Here is a 17172-nt window from a genome sequence, read left to right as displayed (position 1 = left end):
CAACCGGGTCGGATGGACGATCATGTTGTCGACCGCCCGACTCCGTCACCATTCACGTTAGCGGAGTCGACGGCCCGCCAGATTGCGGGGTGCCGATCCCATCCGTCACTGGAGTTCTCCAGTTGCGCAGCGGTAGCGATGAGCCGCGCGTCGTCGCCGTATCGGCCGGTGAGCAGCACCCCGACGGGCAGGCCGTCGGTCGTTGCGCCCACCGGCAGGGAGACGGAGGGATCGCCGGTGACGTTGAAGATGGCGCAGTACGGCGAGAAGCGGCGTTGCCTGTCGAAGTCGGCCGCCGGGTCACCATCGGCGCTGAACCAGCCGACGGGTGCCTGCGGGGCCGCGAGGGTGGGACAGAGCAGCAGGTCGAAGCCGGCGGTGCGACGGGCACCGAGCCGGACCTGCGCCTGCAACTCCCCGAGGGTGGCGGCCAGGGTGCCGGCGGAGATCTCGGCGCCGCGGGCCCGCAGCAACCGGGTCAGCGGCAGCAGCTCCGCCTCCCGCTGTGGCGGCACCGGGGTGAGCGCCAGCACGTACCAGAGGATCTCGAACAGTGGCCACGCCGCCGGCCCGAGCGGCGGCGCCACCTCGACCACCTCGTGGCCGGCCGCGGTGAGCAGCGCGGCGGCCTGGTCCACGGCGGCCACGCAGTCGGGGTGCACCGGCTCGTCGGCGAGCATCGGCGTGGTGAACCGGCCGATCCGCAGCGGGCCGGGAGCGGCACGGCGCGCGGCGGCCAGGTAGCCGCCCGGCGGCGCGGTTGGCGGCAGGTAGGGCTCGCCGGGGACCGGCACGGCCATGACGTCGAGCAGCGCGGCGACGTCGGTGACGGTCCGCCCGAGCGGGCCGCTGGTGGGCAGGCCGAACGCGCCGGAGCCGAGCGGCCCGCCGGAGACGAGGCCACGGCTGGGCTTGTAGCCGACGAGGCCGCAGAGCGACGCCGGGATGCGCAGCGAGCCGCCGCCGTCGGACCCCTGGGCGACCGGAACCAGCCCGGCCGCCACCGCCGCCGCCGCGCCGCCGCTGGACCCGCCCGCGGTGTACGCCAGTTGCCACGGATTGCGGGCCGGGGGCGCGACCCGGCCTTCCGAGTAGAGCGAGCAGCCCAACTCGGAGGTGGTGGTCTTGCCGAGGCTGACCAGGCCGGCGGCCTTGATGAACCGGACCACGTCGGCGTCGACCGGCGGGACGAAGTCGAGGAAGGCGGCCGACCCGAATGTGGTGCGGACCCCGGCGGTGAGCGTCAGGTCCTTGATCGCGGTCGGCACACCGTGCAGCGGGCCTCGGGCCTCGACCGGCGCGGCGTCGGCTGCGCGAGCGGCTTCCCGGGCGAGATCGGGCGTGACCGTGACGAACGCGCCCACGGTGTCACCGAGCGCTTCCACCCGGCGCAGGTAGTGCTCGACCAGGTCGACGCTGGACAGCTCGCCACGGGCTATCGCCGCGGCCTGCTCCAACGCGGTCAGGTCGTGCGGCTCGGCCATCCCGTCATCCTGCCGGCCGTCAGCACTTCGCGCAGCCGACACGCGCTGGCGACCGAAAACGGACCAACTGGACTTCTGCCACCCACCGGCCCTGCCGAGCCGCAGATCTTGGACACTTTCCGTTCGCCGCGCTAACGGAAACTTTCCAAGATCTGCTCAGGTCGAGGGTGCGGCGCGGTGCTCAGCCGCGCAGGAAGCGCAGCGCGTTGCGGGAGAGCAGCTTGTCGCGCTGGTCGTCGGTGAGGAAGTCGGCGTCGCGGACCACCGCGCCGGCCGGGCGTTCGCCCAACGGGTACGGGTAGTCGCTGCCGACCAGCACCCGGTCCTCCCCCATCGTGTCGACGAGCAGCCGCAGCGCGGGCGGGGCGAAGACCACCGAGTCGACGCTGAACCTGTCGACGTAGCTGCTCGGCGGGGCCGCGGACGCGCCACGGACCAGGTCGCCCCGGCGGTGCCAGGCGTTGTCGGCGCGGCCGAGCCAGAACGGGAAGCTGCCGCCGCCGTGCGCGAAGCAGATCCGCAACGAGTCGGGCACCCGGTCGAAGACACCGCCCAGGATCATCGCCAGCACCGACAGGTGCGTCTCGGCGGGCATCCCGGTGAGCCACCGGGCCATCCAGCGGTCCAGGCGGGGACCGCCCGGCATGTCCCACGGGTGGACGAACACGGGTGCGCCCACCTCGGCGCAGTGCTGCAGGAAGGTGACCACGCCCGCGTCGTCCAGGTCCCGGTCGCCGACATGGTTGCCGATCTCCACGCCCACGTGCCCGGCGGCCAGGCTGCGATCCAGCTCGGCGCACGCGGCGTCCGGGTCCTGGAGGGGCACCTGGCAGAACGGCACCAGTCGGCCGCCACCGGCCGCGGTGACCTCCAGGGTCAGGTCGTTGAAGATCCGGGCGACCTTCACCGCCTGGTCGGCCGGCCGGTGGTAGCTGAAGAAGACAGGTGTCGGCGAGACCACCTGCACGTCCACGCCGTCGTCGTCCATGTCGGCCAGCCGGCGCGCCCCGTCCCAGCACTCGGCGCCGACCGGGCGGAACTCCGTCTCCCCCACCATGATCATGGCGGCGCGCTCGGAGTCGACGCGCAACCAGGGCCAACCGGACCCACCGCACGCCGCGCCGAGGTCCGGCCACCCCTTCGGTACGACGTGCGTGTGCACGTCGACCACGCCTGCGGGCATCAGCCCTTACCCGGGTGCAGGGTGCCGCAGTTGGCGCAGGTACGGGCGGCCTCGTCGGCGTAGAAGGCCTGGAACACCGGCGGCAGGTCGGCCGCGATGTCGCGGACCTGCAACTCCACCTCGTACACCTGGTGGCCGCACCCGGGGCAGTACCACTGAAAGGTCTCCAGGGTGCCCTCCTCGCGGACCCGCTCCACGACCATGCCGATCGAGCCGGCCTCCGGCCGCTGCGGCGAGTGCGGGGTGTTGCGCGGCAGCATCCACATCTGACCCTCGCGCACGTGCACCGTACGCGGCCCCTCCGGGGTCATCAGGTTGATGTGCATGTTGCCCTTGACCTGGTAGAAGAACTCCTCGTACGGGTCCACGTGGAAGTCGGTGCGCTGGTTGGGCCCGCCCACCACCATCACGATGAAGTCGTCCCCGCCGGGGAACATCTCCTTGTTGCCCACGGGCGGCTTCAACAGGTGCTGGTTGTCCGCGATCCAGCCCGGAAAGCTGAACGGCTCGGCGATCTCACTCACGACTGACCTCCAGAGGGAAGAAGGGCCACGGCCTGGATTTCGATGAGCAGGTGCGGGTGCGGCAACTGGTGCACGGCCACCGTGGTGCGGGTCGGCCCGGACGCGTCGAAGAACTCCGCCCACACCTCGTTGTAGCCACCGAAGTCGTTCATGTTGACCAGGTACGACGTGACCTGGACGAGGTCGCCGAGGTCCGCACCGACCGACCGCAGCAGATCGCCGATGTTCTCGATCACCGCCCGCGTCTGCACCCGGATGTCGAGGTTCGTGGTGCCGAGTTCGTCCACCGACACACCGGCGAAGCTGTTGTCCGGCCGCCGCGACGACGTACCGGAGACAAAAACGAACCCACCCGCGACCTTGACGTGCGGAAAAGCCCCCCGCGGCACGGCCTTGCCCGGGACCACCCGAGCACCAGAGGCACTCATGACCCACCCCCACCCGGCACCGACGCGACCACCGCGACCAGGTCAGGGGTTCCGGGCAGCCCGACCGGCGCAGGGATCAAGCCTGACCGCCCGGAGCCGGTCGGGCTGCCCGGAACCCCCACGGCCGCGCCCACGAAAGCCCGCACGCCGATCACGAAGAGACCCGAAGCGACGCCGTGCCCAGCTTCTCCACGACCGCACGGACATGGGCGCCCGGACGCAGCGGCACGGCGGCGGTGGCGGCGCCGGCCAGGAACACCCAGCCGGACTCCAGCCGCACCCCGTGCCGACCCGCCAACCGGATGCCCTCGTCGAGGGCCCGACGCGGATCGCCGAGGATCGCCGCCGTCGAACCGACCTGCGCCACCCGACCGTCGACCTCCAACAGCACGCCCAGGTTGTCCAGGCCGTCGGGCACCGGCGACCACGGCCCGATCACGAACGCGGCGGCCGAGGTGTTGTCGGCGATCACGTCCGGCAGCGCGAAGCGGAAGTCCGCGTACCGGGAGTCGATCAGCTCGATGGCCGGCGCGACGGCGCGGACGGCAGTGGCGAAGTCGCCGACCGGCTCGCCCGGCTCGGGCAGCCGGTCCAGGAGGAACGCCACCTCCGGCTCCACCCGGGGGTGGATGTACGCGGACGGGTCCACGGCACCGCCGTCGGGCACCCGCATCGCGTTGGTGAGTCGCCCCCAGATCACCTCGTCCACGCCGACCTGGGCCATCTTCGCCCTGCTGGTCAGCCCCATCTTCAGCCCGACCAGCCGCTCACCGGCGTCGAGCCGACGCTGCAGCAGCGCGGCCTGCACGGCGTACGCGGTATCCACGTCGAGGCCGGTCTCGGCGGCGAGCTGCGGGATCGCGGTGGCCGTGGCCGCCGCCACGCCGAGCTTCTCGGCGATCCCCGCGATGTCTGGTCCGATCATGAGGGCTCCTTGCCGGCCAGGTCGAGTGCGACGTCCACGATCATGTCCTCCTGGCCGCCGACCATCCGGCGCCGGCCCAGCTCGACCAGGATCGAGCGGACGTCCACGCCGTACTTCGCCGACGCCCGCTCGGCGTGCCGCAGGAAGCTGGAGTAGACCCCCGCGTACCCCAGGGAGAGCGTTTCCCGGTCCACCTGGACCGGCCGGTCCTGCAACGGGCGGACGATGTCGTCGGCGGCGTCCATCAGCGCGAACACGTCGCAGCCGTGCTTCCAGCCGTGCAGCTCGGCGACCGCCACGAAGACCTCCAGGGGCGCGTTGCCGGCACCCGCGCCCATGCCGGCCAGGGAGGCGTCGACGCGGACGGTCCGGCCGTGGGGCGCGTCCGGTCCGACCGGCGCGGACCCGGTGACCCGGCCGTGTTCGACGGCGAGCACGCTGTTCGCCACCCCGAGCGACAGGTTGTGGTGCGCGTGGATGCCGATCTGTGTCTCCGGGGCGAGGACCTGCCGGTACGCGTCGACCCGCTGCGCCACGTCGGACATCAGCAGCCGCCCACCGGAGTCGGTGACGTAGACGCAGTGCGCCCCGTACGACTCCATGAGCTTGGCCTGCCCGGCGAGCCCGGCCGCATCGAACATGTGCGACATCATCAGGAACCCGGCCACGTCCATGCCGTTCTCCCGGGCCCAGGAGATGTGCTGGGCGGAGATGTCCGCCTCGGTGCAGTGGGTGGCGATGCGTACGCTCGTCACCCCGAGCGCCTTCGCCGCCTTCAGGTCGGCGATGGTGCCGATGCCGGGCAGCAGCAGGGTGGTGAGCTTCGCCGTGGTCAGCACCTCGGCGGCCGCGGAGATCCACTCGGCGTCGCTGGCCGCGCCGTGGCCGTAGTTGACGCTGGAACCGGCGAGGCCGTCTCCATGCGCCACCTCGATGGCGGCCACGCCTGCGGCGTCCAGCGCGGCGGCGATGGTGCGGACCTGGTCGACCGTGTACTGGTGGGCGATGGCGTGCATGCCGTCGCGCAGCGTCACGTCCTGGATGTAGAGATCGGTCACGGCGCGGCCACCTCCGAAGCACGCAGGGCCACCAGCCGCTCCGCGGTACGCAGCGCGGCCGAGGTCATGATGTCCAGGTTCCCGGCGTACGCGGGCAGGTAGTGCCCGGCGCCGGAGACCTCCAGGAAGACCGACACCTGCAACGCGGTGAGCCGCCGACCGAACGTCGGCAGGTACGCCTCGACCCGGTCGAACTGCACGTCCTGCTTGAGCCGGTAGCCCGGGACGTACTCCTGCACCGTCGCCACCATGTCCGCCACGGACGCGGCGATGGCGTCGGTGTCGGCGTCGGCGTCCGGGCAGAGGCAGTAGACGGTGTCGCGCATCAGCAGCGGGGGGTCGGCCGGGTTCAGCACGATGATCGCCTTGCCCCGTTCGGCACCACCGACCACCTCGATGGCGCGTGCCGTCGTCTCGGTGAACTCGTCGATGTTGGCCCGGGTGCCGGGACCCGCCGACCTCGACGCGATCGAGGCGACGATCTCCCCGTACGCCACCTGGGTGACCCGGCGCACGGCGGCGACGATCGGCACGGTGGCCTGCCCGCCGCAGGTCACCATGTTGACGTTGCGCTCGTGCAGGTGCTCGTCGAGGTTTACCGGCGGCACCACGTACGGGCCGAGCGCGGCCGGGGTCAGGTCGACAACCGTGCGGCCGTGTGCGCGCAGCACCTCGTCGTGGTGCCGGTGCGCACCGGCCGAGGTGGCGTCGAAGACCAGCTCGACGTCGGCGAACTCGGGCATCGCCACGAGCCCGTCCACGCCCTCGGCGGTGGTGGCCACGCCGAGCCGGCGGGCGCGGGCCAGACCGTCGGAGGCCGGGTCGATGCCGGCCATCGCCACCATGCGCAGGCTGTCACTGAGCCGGAGAACCTTGATCATCAGGTCGGTGCCGATGTTCCCGGAACCGAGCACCGCCACGTCAGTGGTCACTGGTTACCCCCCTTGCTGAAGCATGTCCGCACCGAGCCGAGCCCGGAGATCCGGGCCTCGTACGCGGCCCCCGGGGTGACCGGCACCATCGGGCCGAGCGCCCCGGAGAGCACCACGTCCCCGGCGCGCAGCGGGTCACCGGCACGGGCGAGGGTGCCGGCCAGCCAGTGCAGGGCGTGCAGCGGGTTGCCCAGGCAGGCCGCGCCCGCGCCCACCGAGACGGGCTCGCCGGCGTGCTCCAGCACCATCCCGCACAGCCGCAGGTCGACGTCGGCCAGCCGGCGGGGCGTGGTGCCGAGCACGAAGAGCCCACTCGAGGCGTTGTCCGCGACGGTGTCCACGATGGAGATGTCCCAGCCGGCGATCCGCGAGTCGACGATCTCGATGGCCGGCAGCAGGTGGTCGACCGCGCGGATCAGGTCGACGGTGGTGAGCTGCGGGTCCGGGAGATCCTTGTCGAGCACGAACGCGATCTCCGCCTCGACCCGGGGTTGGAGCAGCCGGCCGATGGGCACCTCGACCCCGTCGCCGACAGCCATCGCGTCGGTGAGCATGCCGAAGTCCGGCTGGTACACCCCGAAGGTCTCCTGCACCGCCCGGGAGGTCAGCCCGATCTTCGCGCCGACCCGGCGTTCGCCGCGGCCCTGCCAGGCCCGCGCCTGGAGTTGCTGCACCCGGTACGCGGACTCGACGTCGCCCTCCGGCAGCAGTCGCCCACGCAGCGGCGGGCACGGCGTGCCGGTGCTGCGGGCGTCGGCCAGTTCCCGGTTGGCGGCCTCGATGTCAGCTTCCATGCCCACTCCCTCGCCACGGCTCACGACAGGTCCACGCAGACGTTCGTCAACTCGGAGTAGAAGTTCAACGAGTGCACGCCACCCTCCCGGCCGATGCCGGACGCCTTCACCCCGCCGAACGGGGTACGCAGATCACGCAGGAACCAGGTGTTGACCCAGACGATGCCCGCGTCGAGCCGGGCGCCGGCCCGGTGCGCGACCCCCACGTCCCGGGTCCAGACGGTGGCGGCGAGGCCGTACTCGGTGCCGTTCGCCAGGGCGTACGCCTCGTCCTCGGTGTCGAACGGCGCGACGTGCACAACCGGGCCGAAGATCTCCTCCCGGTTGGTGCGGGCGTCCGACCCGAGCCCGGTGAGCACTGTCGGCTGCACGTACGACCCGCCGTCACGGGTGTCGCCGAAGGTGGGCGTGCCGCCACCGGTGAGCACCTCGGCGCCCTCGGAGCGGGCCAGCTCGTACGCGCCGAGGACCTTCGCCCGGTGCTGGTGGGAGATCAGCGGCATGGTGGCGGTGGCCTCGTCGGTCGGCCAGCCGTACGCCAGCTCACCGGCCCGCTTCGCCAGCCGGGCGGTGAACTCCTCGAAGACCGGGCGCTGCACGTAGAGGCGTTCGGTGCAGAGGCACACCTGCCCGCCGTTGGTGAAGCTGGACCGCACCGAGCCGGCCACCGCGGCGTCCAGGTCGGCGTCGGCGAAGACCAGGCCGGCGTTCTTGCCGCCCAGCTCGAAGCTGACCGCCTTCACCCCGTCGGCGGCGGCCCGCATGATCGCGCCGCCGGTGGCCGACTCGCCGGTGAAGGTGATCGCGTCCACGCCCGGGTGGCGGGTGAGGTGCTCGCCGGCCGAGTCGGGCCCGAACCCGTGCACCAGGTTGAACACCCCGGCCGGTACGCCCGCGGCGGCCATCACCTCGGCGAGCACCGTCGCCGAGGCCGGTGTCTCCTCGCTGGGCTTGACCACGACGGCGTTGCCGCAGGCCAGTGCCGGGGCGACCTTCCAGGTGAGCAGCAGCAGCGGCAGGTTCCACGGCACGATGACCGCAACCACGCCGACCGGTTTGCGCAGCGCGTAGTTGAGCGCCCGGCCGCCGGTCGGGGTGACGGTGGTGAACGACTCGGTGGGCGCGGTCGCCACGATCTCCGCGAACGCCCGGAAGTTCGCCGCACCGCGCGGGATGTCCAGGGTGCGGGCCTGGGCGATGGACTTGCCGGTGTCGGCGACCTCGGCGGTGACCAGATCGTCGAAGCGGCGCTCCAACTCGTCGGCGACCCGGCGCAGCACCTCGGCGCGTTCGCGCTCGCCCATCCGGCCCCACGGTCCGCGCAGCGCCGCCCGCGCGGCGGCCACCGCGTCATCCACGGTGGACTCGGACGCCTCGAGCACCTCGAAGACCTGCTCCCCGGTCACCGGGCTGGCCTTGGCGAACGTCGGACCACCGTCGACGAACTCGCCGCCGACGAAGTTGCGCAGCCGCTGCGGCCCGGCCGGCGCGTGACCGGCCATCAGCCGGGGATCCCAGTTGGCGGTCATCCGCGCCTCCCTCGACCGAGTGTCGCGCCGACCAGCAGCAGGGCGGCCCCGCCGACGACCGCGCCGAGCACCCGGTGCTGCCGGCGCACCCGGCGGCGCACCTCGGCGTACGGGGTGGTGGAGAAGGACACCAGCTCGTACTGCGAAACGTACCGGCCGGGCAGTGCGCGTTCCAGGGCGTGCTCGATCCTGCGGCGGAGCTGGAAGACCGGAGAGGCGACCCTGTCCCGCATCTCCACGAAGTTGGTGAGCGCCATCGCGGCGATGGCCTCGGCGTTCTCCTGGCGGCGTCGCTGGTACAGAGGCAGCGCCGCCAACCAGTCGTCGGCGCACTCGTCCAGGCAGCGGTCCAACTCGACCACGTCCTCGAACGCGCAGTTGGCGCCCTGACCGTAGAACGGCACGATCGCGTGCGCCGCGTCGCCGAGCAGCCCGACCTTGCCGAAGACCTGCCAGGGGGCGCAGCGGACCGTGCCGAGCACACCCACCGGGTTGTGCCGGTAGTCGTCGACCAGGTTCGGCGCCAACGGGATGACGTCCGGGTAGTGCCTGGCGAAGTGGTCTTCGATCGCCGCCGGGCTGTCCAGTGCCGCGAAGCTGCCGGCGCCCTCGTTGGGCCAGAACAGCGTGCAGGTGAAGGAGCGGTCCGGGTTGGGCAGCGCGATCATCATCGAGGTGCCGCGCGGCCAGATGTGCAGCGCGTCTGGATCGAGCGCGAAGTCCCCGCCCAGCGGCGGGATCGTCAACTCCTTGTAGCCGTAGTCGAGGAAGTCCACGCTCTCGTGCAGCAACCCGTACGCGAGCAGTTGCCCGCGTACCGCGGAGCCGGCGCCGTCGGCGCCCAGCACGACCGACGCCTTGGCCGCGACCGTGCCCTGCGGGGTTTCGAAGTTCAGGGTTCCGTCGGTCGGGTCGAGCCCGACCAGCCGGTGGTCGAAGACGACCCGCACTCCGGGCAGTGCGGCGGCCTCGTCCAGCAGGGCGTTGTTCAGGGCACCCCGGCTGATCGAGTTGATCGCCCGGTCGCCGGCCGCGCTGTAGGACTGGAACTGCTGCTCGCCCTCGACCGGGTGGATCATCCGGCCGCGCATCGGCAGCGCGTCGGTCAGCACCTGCTCGGCCAGCCCGATCCGGCGCAGCGCGTCCAACCCGCGTTCGGAGAGCGCCAGGTTGATCGAGCGACCGCGCTCGGCCGTGCCGACCCGCGGGTCCGACCGGCGCTCGTAGAGGGCCACCGGGTAGCCCCGCCGGGCCAGGAAGCAGGCCGCCAGGCAACCGGCCAGCCCGGCGCCGATGACTGCGATCTCGTCGCGCCGCGCTGTCATGAGGCCCCCACCGTCGCGGCGAGCGCCGCGGCGGCCCGCCAGCAGTCGAGGTACGTGGAGTACAGCGGCACCGGGGCGAACCGGACGACGTCCGGCTCCCGGGCGTCGGCGATGACACCGTGTTCGTACCGCAGGCGTTTGGTCAGCTCGGCGGCGCTGCCGGCGCCGATGCGGACCGAGAGTTGGCAGCCCCGCCGGGCCGGGTCGCGCGGGGTGATCACGCGCAGCGGCCGGTCGGCGACGACCTCGTCGAGCAGCGTCTCCAGCCAGCCGGTGAGGCGCTGGCTGCGGGCGCGCAGCGCGCTCATCCCGACCGTGTCGAACAGCTCCAGCGAGGTACGCACCGGGCCCATCGCGAAGATCGGCGGGTTGGAGATCTGCCAGGCCTCCACCGTCGCGGGCGGTCGGGACACCGGTGTCATCTCGAACCGGGTGGCCGCCGCGGTGCTCCACCAACCCTCGAAGCGGGGCAGGTCCGGATCGCCGAGGTGCCGCTCGTGCACGAAGACGCCCGCCAGCGCTCCCGGGCCCGAGTTCAGGTACTTGTAGGAGCACCACGCGGCGAAGTCGACGTCCCAGTCGTGCAGGGCCAGCGGCACGTTGCCGACCGCGTGGGCCAGGTCCCAACCGACCACCGCGCCGGCCGCCCGGCCGGCAGCCGTGATCGCCGGGATGTCCACCAACTCGCCGGTCAGGTAGTTGACGCCGCCGAGCAGCACCAGCGCCACCCGGTCACCCTCGGCGGCCAGGTAGTCGGTCACGTCCTCGGTGCGCAGGGCGTCCTCGCCCTCGCGCGGGCGCAACCGGACCACCGTCTCGTCCGGGTCCAGGCCGTGGAACCGGGCCTGGCTGCGCACCGCGTAGCTGTCCGAGGGGAAGGCGGCGTCCTCGATGACGATGCGGGTGCGGACGCCGGCCGGGCGGTAGAAACTCACCATCAGCAGGTGCAGGTTGACCGTGAGCGAGTTCATCACCACGGTCTCCGCGGGCCGGCCGCCGACCAGTCGGGCGGCCGGTGCGGTCAACAACTCGTGGTACGGCAGCCAGGGCCGTTGCGCCTCCAGGTGCCCCTCGACGCCGAGCCGCCCCCACGCGTCCAGGTCGGCCAGGAGTTCGTCGCGGGTGGCCCGGGGTTGCAGGCCGAGCGAGTTGCCGGCCAGGTACGCCGACTCGCTGTGCTCGCCGCCATCGGCGGGCGGCACGTGGAACAGGTGCCGGTGGCCGGGGTCGGCCTCGTCGAGGCGGTGCGCCTCTTGTTCTGGGGTGTGCATGTCTCGCTCTCCGGTCACATCGCGGTACGGGCCGACCACAGCTCCGGGAAGACCACCCGGGACATGCTGCGCTGCAACCACGCCAGTCCGGCGGAGCCGCCGCTGCCGACCTTGGCGCCCATCGTCCGCTGCACCGCCTTGACGTGGTTCCAGCGCCAGTCGCCGAACTCCTCGGCGACAGCGCTCAACGCCTCGCCGAGCAGCCGCAGGTGGTTGTCCGGGCCGTGGTCGTCGTAGATCCGTACCCAGGCCGCCTCGACCGACGGCTGCGGGTCGTGTTCGACGGCCACGTCCCGGTCGAGCAGGTCGCCGGGGAGGTCGAAGCCGCGCCGGGCGAGCAGCGCGACCACGTCGTCCCAGAGGCTCGGGGTGGCCAGCGCGTCGCTCAGCGCGGCGTGCACCTCGGCCTGCCGGCGGAACGGACGGATCAGCGTCGGGTCGCGCAGCCCGAGTAGGAACTCCAACTGCCGGTACATCGCCGACTGGAAGCCGGAAGCCTCGCCGAGCAGGTTGCGGAACCTGTTGAAGTCGGCCGGGCTCATCCAGCGCAGGCCCTGCCAGGCGGCGTTGAGCCCCTCCAGGTGCAGCTTGGCCCGGCCCAGCGGGGCCAGCGCCTCCCAGACCTGGTCGGCGCGGATCAGCCGCTGCGTCTCCCGCAGCTCGTGGCAGGTCAGCCCGAAGTACAGCTCCATGATCTGACTGACCATCAGGAAGGACATCTCGCCCGGGTCGCTGCTGAGCGGGTGCTGCATCTTGTGCAGGGCGCTGGCCTGCACGTACGCGTCGTACGGCACCATGTCGGCGAACTCCAGGGTCGGCTCGCCACCGGTGCGCGCCGCCTGCGCGGCACGCTGCCCGGGGGTCACCGGCTGCACCGTGGCACGGCGGTTCGGCGCCCGCCGCTCCGTCTGATCCACCATCTCTTCTCCCTCCCCCGGACTAGCCGACGTCATGATCTCGCGGTCGGATCGGCCTGCGGAATGCCGAATCAACGGCTCTCACCGCCTTCTCCTGGCAAACCGAAGGCAACTAGGCGAAGTTGGTTCACGAAAGTAAGGTCTGAGCGTGGACGACATGGACTGGGCGCTGCTGCGCGAGTTGCAGGCCGACGCCCGGCTCTCCTTCAGCGAGTTGTCCCGGCGGGTGCACCTGTCCCCGCCGGCCGTCGCGGAGCGGGTTCGCCGGCTGGAGGAGGCCGGGGTCGTCACCGGCTACCACGCCCACGTCGACCTGACCCGAGCCGGCCGCACCGTGGTCGCGCTGATCCGGATGTCCTGCTACGGCGCGCGCTGCATCCTGCACGACCCGGCGGTGGCCGACTGGCCGGAGATCCTGGAGATCCACCGGATCACCGGCGACGCGTGCAGCATGCTCAAGGTGGCCGCCGGCTCGATCGGCGACTTCGAGGCGGTCATCGACCGGCTCGCCCCGTACGGCCAGCCGTCGAGCACGATGGTCCTCTCCTCCCCGCTCGACTGGCGACCGATCACTCCCCTCCCCTCCCCCCGCCGCGGCTGACCCGGGTTTGGCCCCGAGCCAGCGGGAAAGCAGCGGCGTGCCCAGGGGACGCCCTTTCTTCCGTCCGGAGTGCCGCGGCGCGGAGGCGGAATGAGGGCGGAGGTTCCGGCGGTCGTCGCCGGTTGGGGGGAATCATGCAGGGAATCCGCACGATCAACCGCGCGCTCTCGTTCGCACTGACGCTTGTTGCGCTGGTCGGGGCGTTTGTCCTGATGTCGGTCGCACCGGCGCGCGCCGGCGAGAACGTCTTCGTCGAGGTGATGCCGAACAGCGCCCAGGCCGGCAGCCGGGTCAGCATCAAGGCGGGCTGCGACAACGCCAACAACAACCGCCAGTCCACCGTGCACTCCGACGCGTTTCCGCACGTGATGCTCAAACCAGACAAGGGCTTCCTGACCGGGCAGGCAACAATCCCGAGGGACAAGCCGGCCGGTGACTACCCGGTCGAACTGCGCTGCGAGAACGGCCAGACGGCCTCGACCACGCTCACCGTGCTGAACATGGCCTCCCCCAGCAAGGGACCGGCGACCGGGGGCGGCGGGACGGCCGGCGGCCGTGGCACCGGCTCGTTGCTGGTGCTCGGCGGCGTGGCGCTTGTCGCCACCGCTGTCGCGCTCGGAATGGCCGGCGGCCGACGTCGGACCGGAGCCGGCTCCTGAGCCGGATGACTCATGACCCGCAGATCCGCGCGTGCGCGGCCGGACCGCCGCGCCCGCTTCCGAGCCGGCCGGCTGCTGCGCGCCTCCGGCCGGCTGGTGGCCCGCGCCTCCGGCCGGCTGGGTCGGGTCGCCGGGCAGGCCGGGTCGGCAAGTGTCGCCACCCCGGATCCGGTGGCCGCCCCGCTGTCGCCGCGCCCGGCCGGAGCGCGGTCGTTCCGACCCCGTTTCGGTACGGGACCGGGGCTGCCGGTGCTGGCCATCGCCGCCGTGATGGTGCTGATCGTCGCGATGCTCGGCGTGGAGCAGGTGACCGGGATGAGCCTGCTACCGGACCGGCTCAGCGCCGGGTTTCGACCGCCGCCGAAGAAGTTCCCGGTGCTGCCGGCCAGCCGCCCGACAAGCCTCGCCATCGAGAAGATCGACCTGCGGGCGCCCGTGCACGACGTGGGCATCGCTCCGGACGGCACCATCGCCGTGCCGGACGCGGCGCGCGCCCAGGAGGCCGGCTGGTACGACCAGGGGCCGACCCCCGGCCAGTACGGCCCGGCGGTGATCGTCGGGCACGTCGACACCACGAGCGGGCCGGCGGTCTTCCACCAGCTCCGCGAACTGCGCGACGGCGACCAGATCGAGGTCACCCGCACCGACCGTAACGTGGCGGTCTTCGAGGTGAACTCGGTGGAGAAGTTCGACAAGGGCCGACTGCCGGTGGACGAGGTGTACGGCGACTTCAGCCACCCGAGCCTTCGACTGATCACCTGCGGCGGCCAGTGGGTCGGCGGCGAGACCGGCTACTCCGACAACGTGGTGGTGTTCGCGTCCCTGGTCAAGGCACGTTCAGGGTGAGGGCGGGCAGACCGGGACCGTGGGTTAGTTCTGGCCTGGGCTTGCCACGGGCAACCCAGCGGCCTTGGCGCAGTCGAGCAGCCGCCGGTCGTAACTGACGAATGCGATGAGCGCCGTTCCGGACTCGTTTGTCAGAACCTGGGCCGTGGCAAGGTGTATGGCGTCGAGACTGCGTAGCGCCGGCTCCGCGAAGGCCGCTGCGGTGGCGCGGACGGTGCCATCGATCTCCAACCGGAAGAGCCGTCCGACAGCCGCCGGCACTCCGATCAATACGCGGACAATGTGGTGGTCTTCGCCTCGCTGGTCAAGGCGCGTGGTGGTGGTTGAGCAGCGTCCAGGTAGTCGGCGAGCCGGGCGGCCCCGGTGAGCATCGCCCGGCCGCGTTCGGTGAGCCGTTCCCGCCACCGGCTCAGCGACGCGGCGAGCGATTCGGCGCCGCCCGCCCCGCGTACCTGACGCAGCACGCCGGCGATGTGGTCGAGCCGGTACCCGCCGCGGCGTAACAGGTGGGCCAGCTCGGCGTCGCGGACGTCGTCCGGGAGGTAGACCCGGTAGTGGGTCGCCGGGTCGCGTGCCGGCCGCAGCACCCCGGCCCGCTCCCACTTGCGCAACGTGGCGGGCCGGACACCGAGGCGGTGAGCCAGCACGCTGACGGACACGGCTGTCCGGGTCTGCGGTTGCGGCCGCGTCGCGGTGAGCGTCGCCACCGCCGTCTCGACCGCGTCCAGGGTCTCCCGGTCGCGCTGGAGCAGGACATGGGAGTCATCGACGATGCGCAACGCGGCGTCGATCTCACCACGGTTGACGGCCCGCATGATCTCGCCGCTGGCCGCGTAGCCGTGGCCCGCGATCAACGCGAGGTAGGCACTCAACGCCCTGGCGTGCACCTCGGTGAACCGGCGGTAGCCGTTCGGTGTGCGCGGGGCCGGCGGCAGGACGCCGTCTCGTTCGTAGTTGCGCACGGCCTGCGCGGAGAGCCCGTGGGCACGTGCGAGGTCGACCGGGCGGCGTACCCCGGTGTTTGAGGGTTGTGTGGCTGTCACCCGTGCTCCGTCGCTGCTGAGTCTCAACCGCTGGTTCAACGATACGGTTTATGGAATGCCAGCTCTTCTCGACCTGCTCGCGGTATCCCCGGACCTGCTCGCGCTCGGCGAGCCGACGCACGGCGAGTCCGCCTTCCTCCAACTCCGCAACGACGCCTTCCTGTCGCTGGCGGAGCACGGCTACCTGTCGATCGCGGTGGAGAGCGACCGCGCGGCCGGGCTGATCGCCAACGAGTTCGTGCAGGGTGGCGCCGACGTGCCGCTCGACCGGGCGCTCGCCGAAGGGTTCAGCCACGGGTTCGGCGCCGCCCCGGCCAACCGCGACCTGCTGCTGCGGATGCGCGAATGGAACGCGGGACGCCCGCCCGCCGAACGCCTGACGTTCCACGGCTTCGACGCCCCGTTGGAGATGGCCAACGCCCCGAGCCCGCGCCTTCACCTCACCCGGGTGTGTGACTTCCTCGGCCTCGACCGGTCCGCCGAGATCGACGACCTGGTCGGTGACGAGGCGCGGTGGACCGACACGGCCGCGATCTGGGAGCCGGGTCGGTCGGTGGGGCGCTCGGCCGACGCCCGCGCACTGCGGGTGCTCGCCGACGACCTCGTCACCGAGCTGTATCTGCGGGCGCCCTGGAAGCCCGACGGCTGGTCGGCGGCGTTCGTGCACGCGACGTCCGCGGTCGCGGTGCTGCGCTACCACGCCGCGGCCGCCGCCCCACTGGCCCCTGAGGAACGCTTCGGCCGCCTGGCCGCGGTCCGGGACGCGCTGATGGCCGAGAACCTGCTCGCGATCCGTTCCGCCGAGGCACACCGCGGACCCACGCTCGTCTTCGGACACAACACGCACCTCCAGCGCCAGCCGGGCACGATGACGACTGCCGACACGGACGTGTCGTGGGCCGGCGCCGGCGCGATCGTCGCGACGCTGCTGGGTGACCGGTACGCGGTGATCGTCGGCAGCCTGGGCGCGAGCCCGGCGCTCGGCATCGAGGCCCCCGCCGCGTCGACCTACGAGGGCAGGCTCCAGCAGGAGACCGACCTCCCCCGGTACGTGCCGGCGTCCGACATCGGGCCGGCCGAGCGGCGGACGCACGACTACCGATACTTCCCGCTGGACCGGGCCACCATCGAGCGCGCCGACGCGGTCCTGCACGTCCCGACCGGCGTCGACGCGGCCACGCTCGCCGACCGGATCGTCGCGCTGCCCGGAGTCGCGCAGGTCGTGGCGAGCGAGGAGAACGGGTCACCCGAGGCGGCCTGGGGCGACCGGTTCTTCTTCGTCGGCCCGGACCGCCGGCAGCCGTTCGCCACAATCGTCGAGCACGATGTGCCCGGCTTCGACGAGGCCGCACAGCTGGACCGTCCCGGCGTCTTCCGCCTCAACCTGGACCTGGGTCGAGACGAGTTCGAGCGACGCTTCGGCTTTCCGCCCAAGGCGTTCGAGGAGCACCGGGACGACTTCGACTTCGCCCGGCTGGACACCCTCATGCCGCACCCGGGCTACGCGCTGTACGGCTTCGGCAGCATCGTCATGCCCGGCCCGCAGCTACTGCCCGAGATCGACCGGCTGCTCGCGGTCGCGTACGGCCGAGCAGCCGACCGTCACCAGCGCGCGGACCGCCGGGCAGCCGACCAGCAGGACTGAGCCAACCA

At 72.2% G+C, this 17172-nt stretch carries 17 protein-coding genes; 4 read left to right on the top strand and 13 right to left on the bottom strand.

The genetic code is table 11. The annotated features are described in order from the left end of the window. Positions 1 to 20: 20 nt before the first annotated feature. The 12 genes from ACPXBU_RS29735 to ACPXBU_RS29680 all read right to left on the bottom strand — a co-directional run bounded on the left by ACPXBU_RS29735 (position 21) and on the right by ACPXBU_RS29680 (position 12370). The gene (locus ACPXBU_RS29735; RefSeq protein ID WP_425760718.1) at positions 21 to 1484 is read right to left on the bottom strand and encodes an amidase; all 1464 of its coding nucleotides are present in this window, start codon (positions 1482 to 1484) and stop codon (positions 21 to 23) included. A 181-nt stretch (positions 1485 to 1665) separates the two neighbouring features. Beyond that, positions 1666 to 2667, bottom strand: a complete 1002-nt coding sequence (locus tag ACPXBU_RS29730) for an amidohydrolase family protein (RefSeq protein ID WP_425760716.1) — start codon at positions 2665 to 2667, stop codon at positions 1666 to 1668. Beyond that, positions 2667 to 3191: a 3-hydroxyanthranilate 3,4-dioxygenase gene (locus ACPXBU_RS29725; RefSeq protein ID WP_393373716.1), complete on the bottom strand. Its 525-nt coding sequence runs from the start codon at positions 3189 to 3191 to the stop codon at positions 2667 to 2669. Before ACPXBU_RS29725 ends, ACPXBU_RS29730 begins: the two co-directional genes overlap by 1 nt. Continuing rightward, positions 3188 to 3619 (bottom strand): RidA family protein, encoded by a 432-nt coding sequence (locus ACPXBU_RS29720; RefSeq protein WP_393373718.1) that lies wholly within the window; start codon positions 3617 to 3619, stop codon positions 3188 to 3190. Before ACPXBU_RS29720 ends, ACPXBU_RS29725 begins: the two co-directional genes overlap by 4 nt. A gap of 151 nt (positions 3620 to 3770) precedes the next feature. Next, a complete protein-coding gene (locus tag ACPXBU_RS29715) occupies positions 3771 to 4544 on the bottom strand; it encodes a 2-keto-4-pentenoate hydratase (RefSeq protein WP_425760713.1) in 774 nt (257 codons plus the stop codon). Beyond that, on the bottom strand, positions 4541 to 5602 hold the full coding sequence (dmpG, locus tag ACPXBU_RS29710) for a 4-hydroxy-2-oxovalerate aldolase (protein ID WP_425760711.1): 1062 nt from the start codon (positions 5600 to 5602) through the stop codon (positions 4541 to 4543). The genes ACPXBU_RS29715 and dmpG overlap by 4 nt, the downstream gene beginning before the upstream one ends. After that, positions 5599 to 6534, bottom strand: a complete 936-nt coding sequence (locus ACPXBU_RS29705; protein WP_425760709.1) for an acetaldehyde dehydrogenase (acetylating) — start codon at positions 6532 to 6534, stop codon at positions 5599 to 5601. The genes dmpG and ACPXBU_RS29705 overlap by 4 nt, the downstream gene beginning before the upstream one ends. Then, complete coding sequence (locus tag ACPXBU_RS29700) at positions 6531 to 7328, bottom strand: 2-keto-4-pentenoate hydratase (RefSeq protein WP_425760708.1); 798 nt, start codon at positions 7326 to 7328, stop codon at positions 6531 to 6533. Before ACPXBU_RS29700 ends, ACPXBU_RS29705 begins: the two co-directional genes overlap by 4 nt. A gap of 20 nt (positions 7329 to 7348) precedes the next feature. Beyond that, positions 7349 to 8830, bottom strand: a complete 1482-nt coding sequence (locus ACPXBU_RS29695; RefSeq protein ID WP_425760762.1) for a 2-hydroxymuconic semialdehyde dehydrogenase — start codon at positions 8828 to 8830, stop codon at positions 7349 to 7351. Between the two features lie 23 nt (positions 8831 to 8853). After that, positions 8854 to 10182, bottom strand: coding sequence for an FAD-dependent oxidoreductase (locus ACPXBU_RS29690; protein WP_425760706.1), 1329 nt, complete (start codon positions 10180 to 10182; stop codon positions 8854 to 8856). Further along, positions 10179 to 11453: a kynureninase gene (gene kynU / locus ACPXBU_RS29685; RefSeq protein ID WP_425760704.1), complete on the bottom strand. Its 1275-nt coding sequence runs from the start codon at positions 11451 to 11453 to the stop codon at positions 10179 to 10181. The genes ACPXBU_RS29690 and kynU overlap by 4 nt, the downstream gene beginning before the upstream one ends. Before the next feature lie 14 nt (positions 11454 to 11467). Continuing rightward, on the bottom strand, positions 11468 to 12370 hold the full coding sequence (locus tag ACPXBU_RS29680; RefSeq protein ID WP_425760761.1) for a tryptophan 2,3-dioxygenase: 903 nt from the start codon (positions 12368 to 12370) through the stop codon (positions 11468 to 11470). Positions 12371 to 12518: 148 nt separating this feature from the next. Between ACPXBU_RS29680 and ACPXBU_RS29675 the strand changes: the two genes are divergently transcribed. The 3 genes from ACPXBU_RS29675 (at position 12519) to ACPXBU_RS29665 (ending at position 14476) form a co-directional block, all read left to right on the top strand. Further along, on the top strand, positions 12519 to 12971 hold the full coding sequence (locus tag ACPXBU_RS29675) for an Lrp/AsnC family transcriptional regulator (RefSeq protein ID WP_393373736.1): 453 nt from the start codon (positions 12519 to 12521) through the stop codon (positions 12969 to 12971). A gap of 134 nt (positions 12972 to 13105) precedes the next feature. Then, a complete protein-coding gene (locus tag ACPXBU_RS29670; protein WP_425760701.1) occupies positions 13106 to 13630 on the top strand; it encodes a hypothetical protein in 525 nt (174 codons plus the stop codon). A gap of 75 nt (positions 13631 to 13705) precedes the next feature. Next, the gene (locus ACPXBU_RS29665) at positions 13706 to 14476 is read left to right on the top strand and encodes a class F sortase (RefSeq protein WP_393374015.1); all 771 of its coding nucleotides are present in this window, start codon (positions 13706 to 13708) and stop codon (positions 14474 to 14476) included. A 266-nt stretch (positions 14477 to 14742) separates the two neighbouring features. Here the strand turns inward: ACPXBU_RS29665 and ACPXBU_RS29660 are convergent, their stop codons facing one another. Further along, positions 14743 to 15519: a TioE family transcriptional regulator gene (locus ACPXBU_RS29660; RefSeq protein ID WP_425760699.1), complete on the bottom strand. Its 777-nt coding sequence runs from the start codon at positions 15517 to 15519 to the stop codon at positions 14743 to 14745. A 55-nt stretch (positions 15520 to 15574) separates the two neighbouring features. Between ACPXBU_RS29660 and ACPXBU_RS29655 the strand changes: the two genes are divergently transcribed. After that, positions 15575 to 17164, top strand: a complete 1590-nt coding sequence (locus tag ACPXBU_RS29655; protein ID WP_425760697.1) for a DUF6194 family protein — start codon at positions 15575 to 15577, stop codon at positions 17162 to 17164. Positions 17165 to 17172: the final 8 nt, after the last annotated feature.

Origin of the sequence: Micromonospora sp. DT231, assembly GCF_049847025.1 — a bacterium.
GTDB lineage: Bacteria > Actinomycetota > Actinomycetes > Mycobacteriales > Micromonosporaceae > Micromonospora.
The sequence above is the reverse complement of the archived record's forward strand: the minus strand, read 5'-3'. Positions and strand labels throughout refer to the sequence as shown.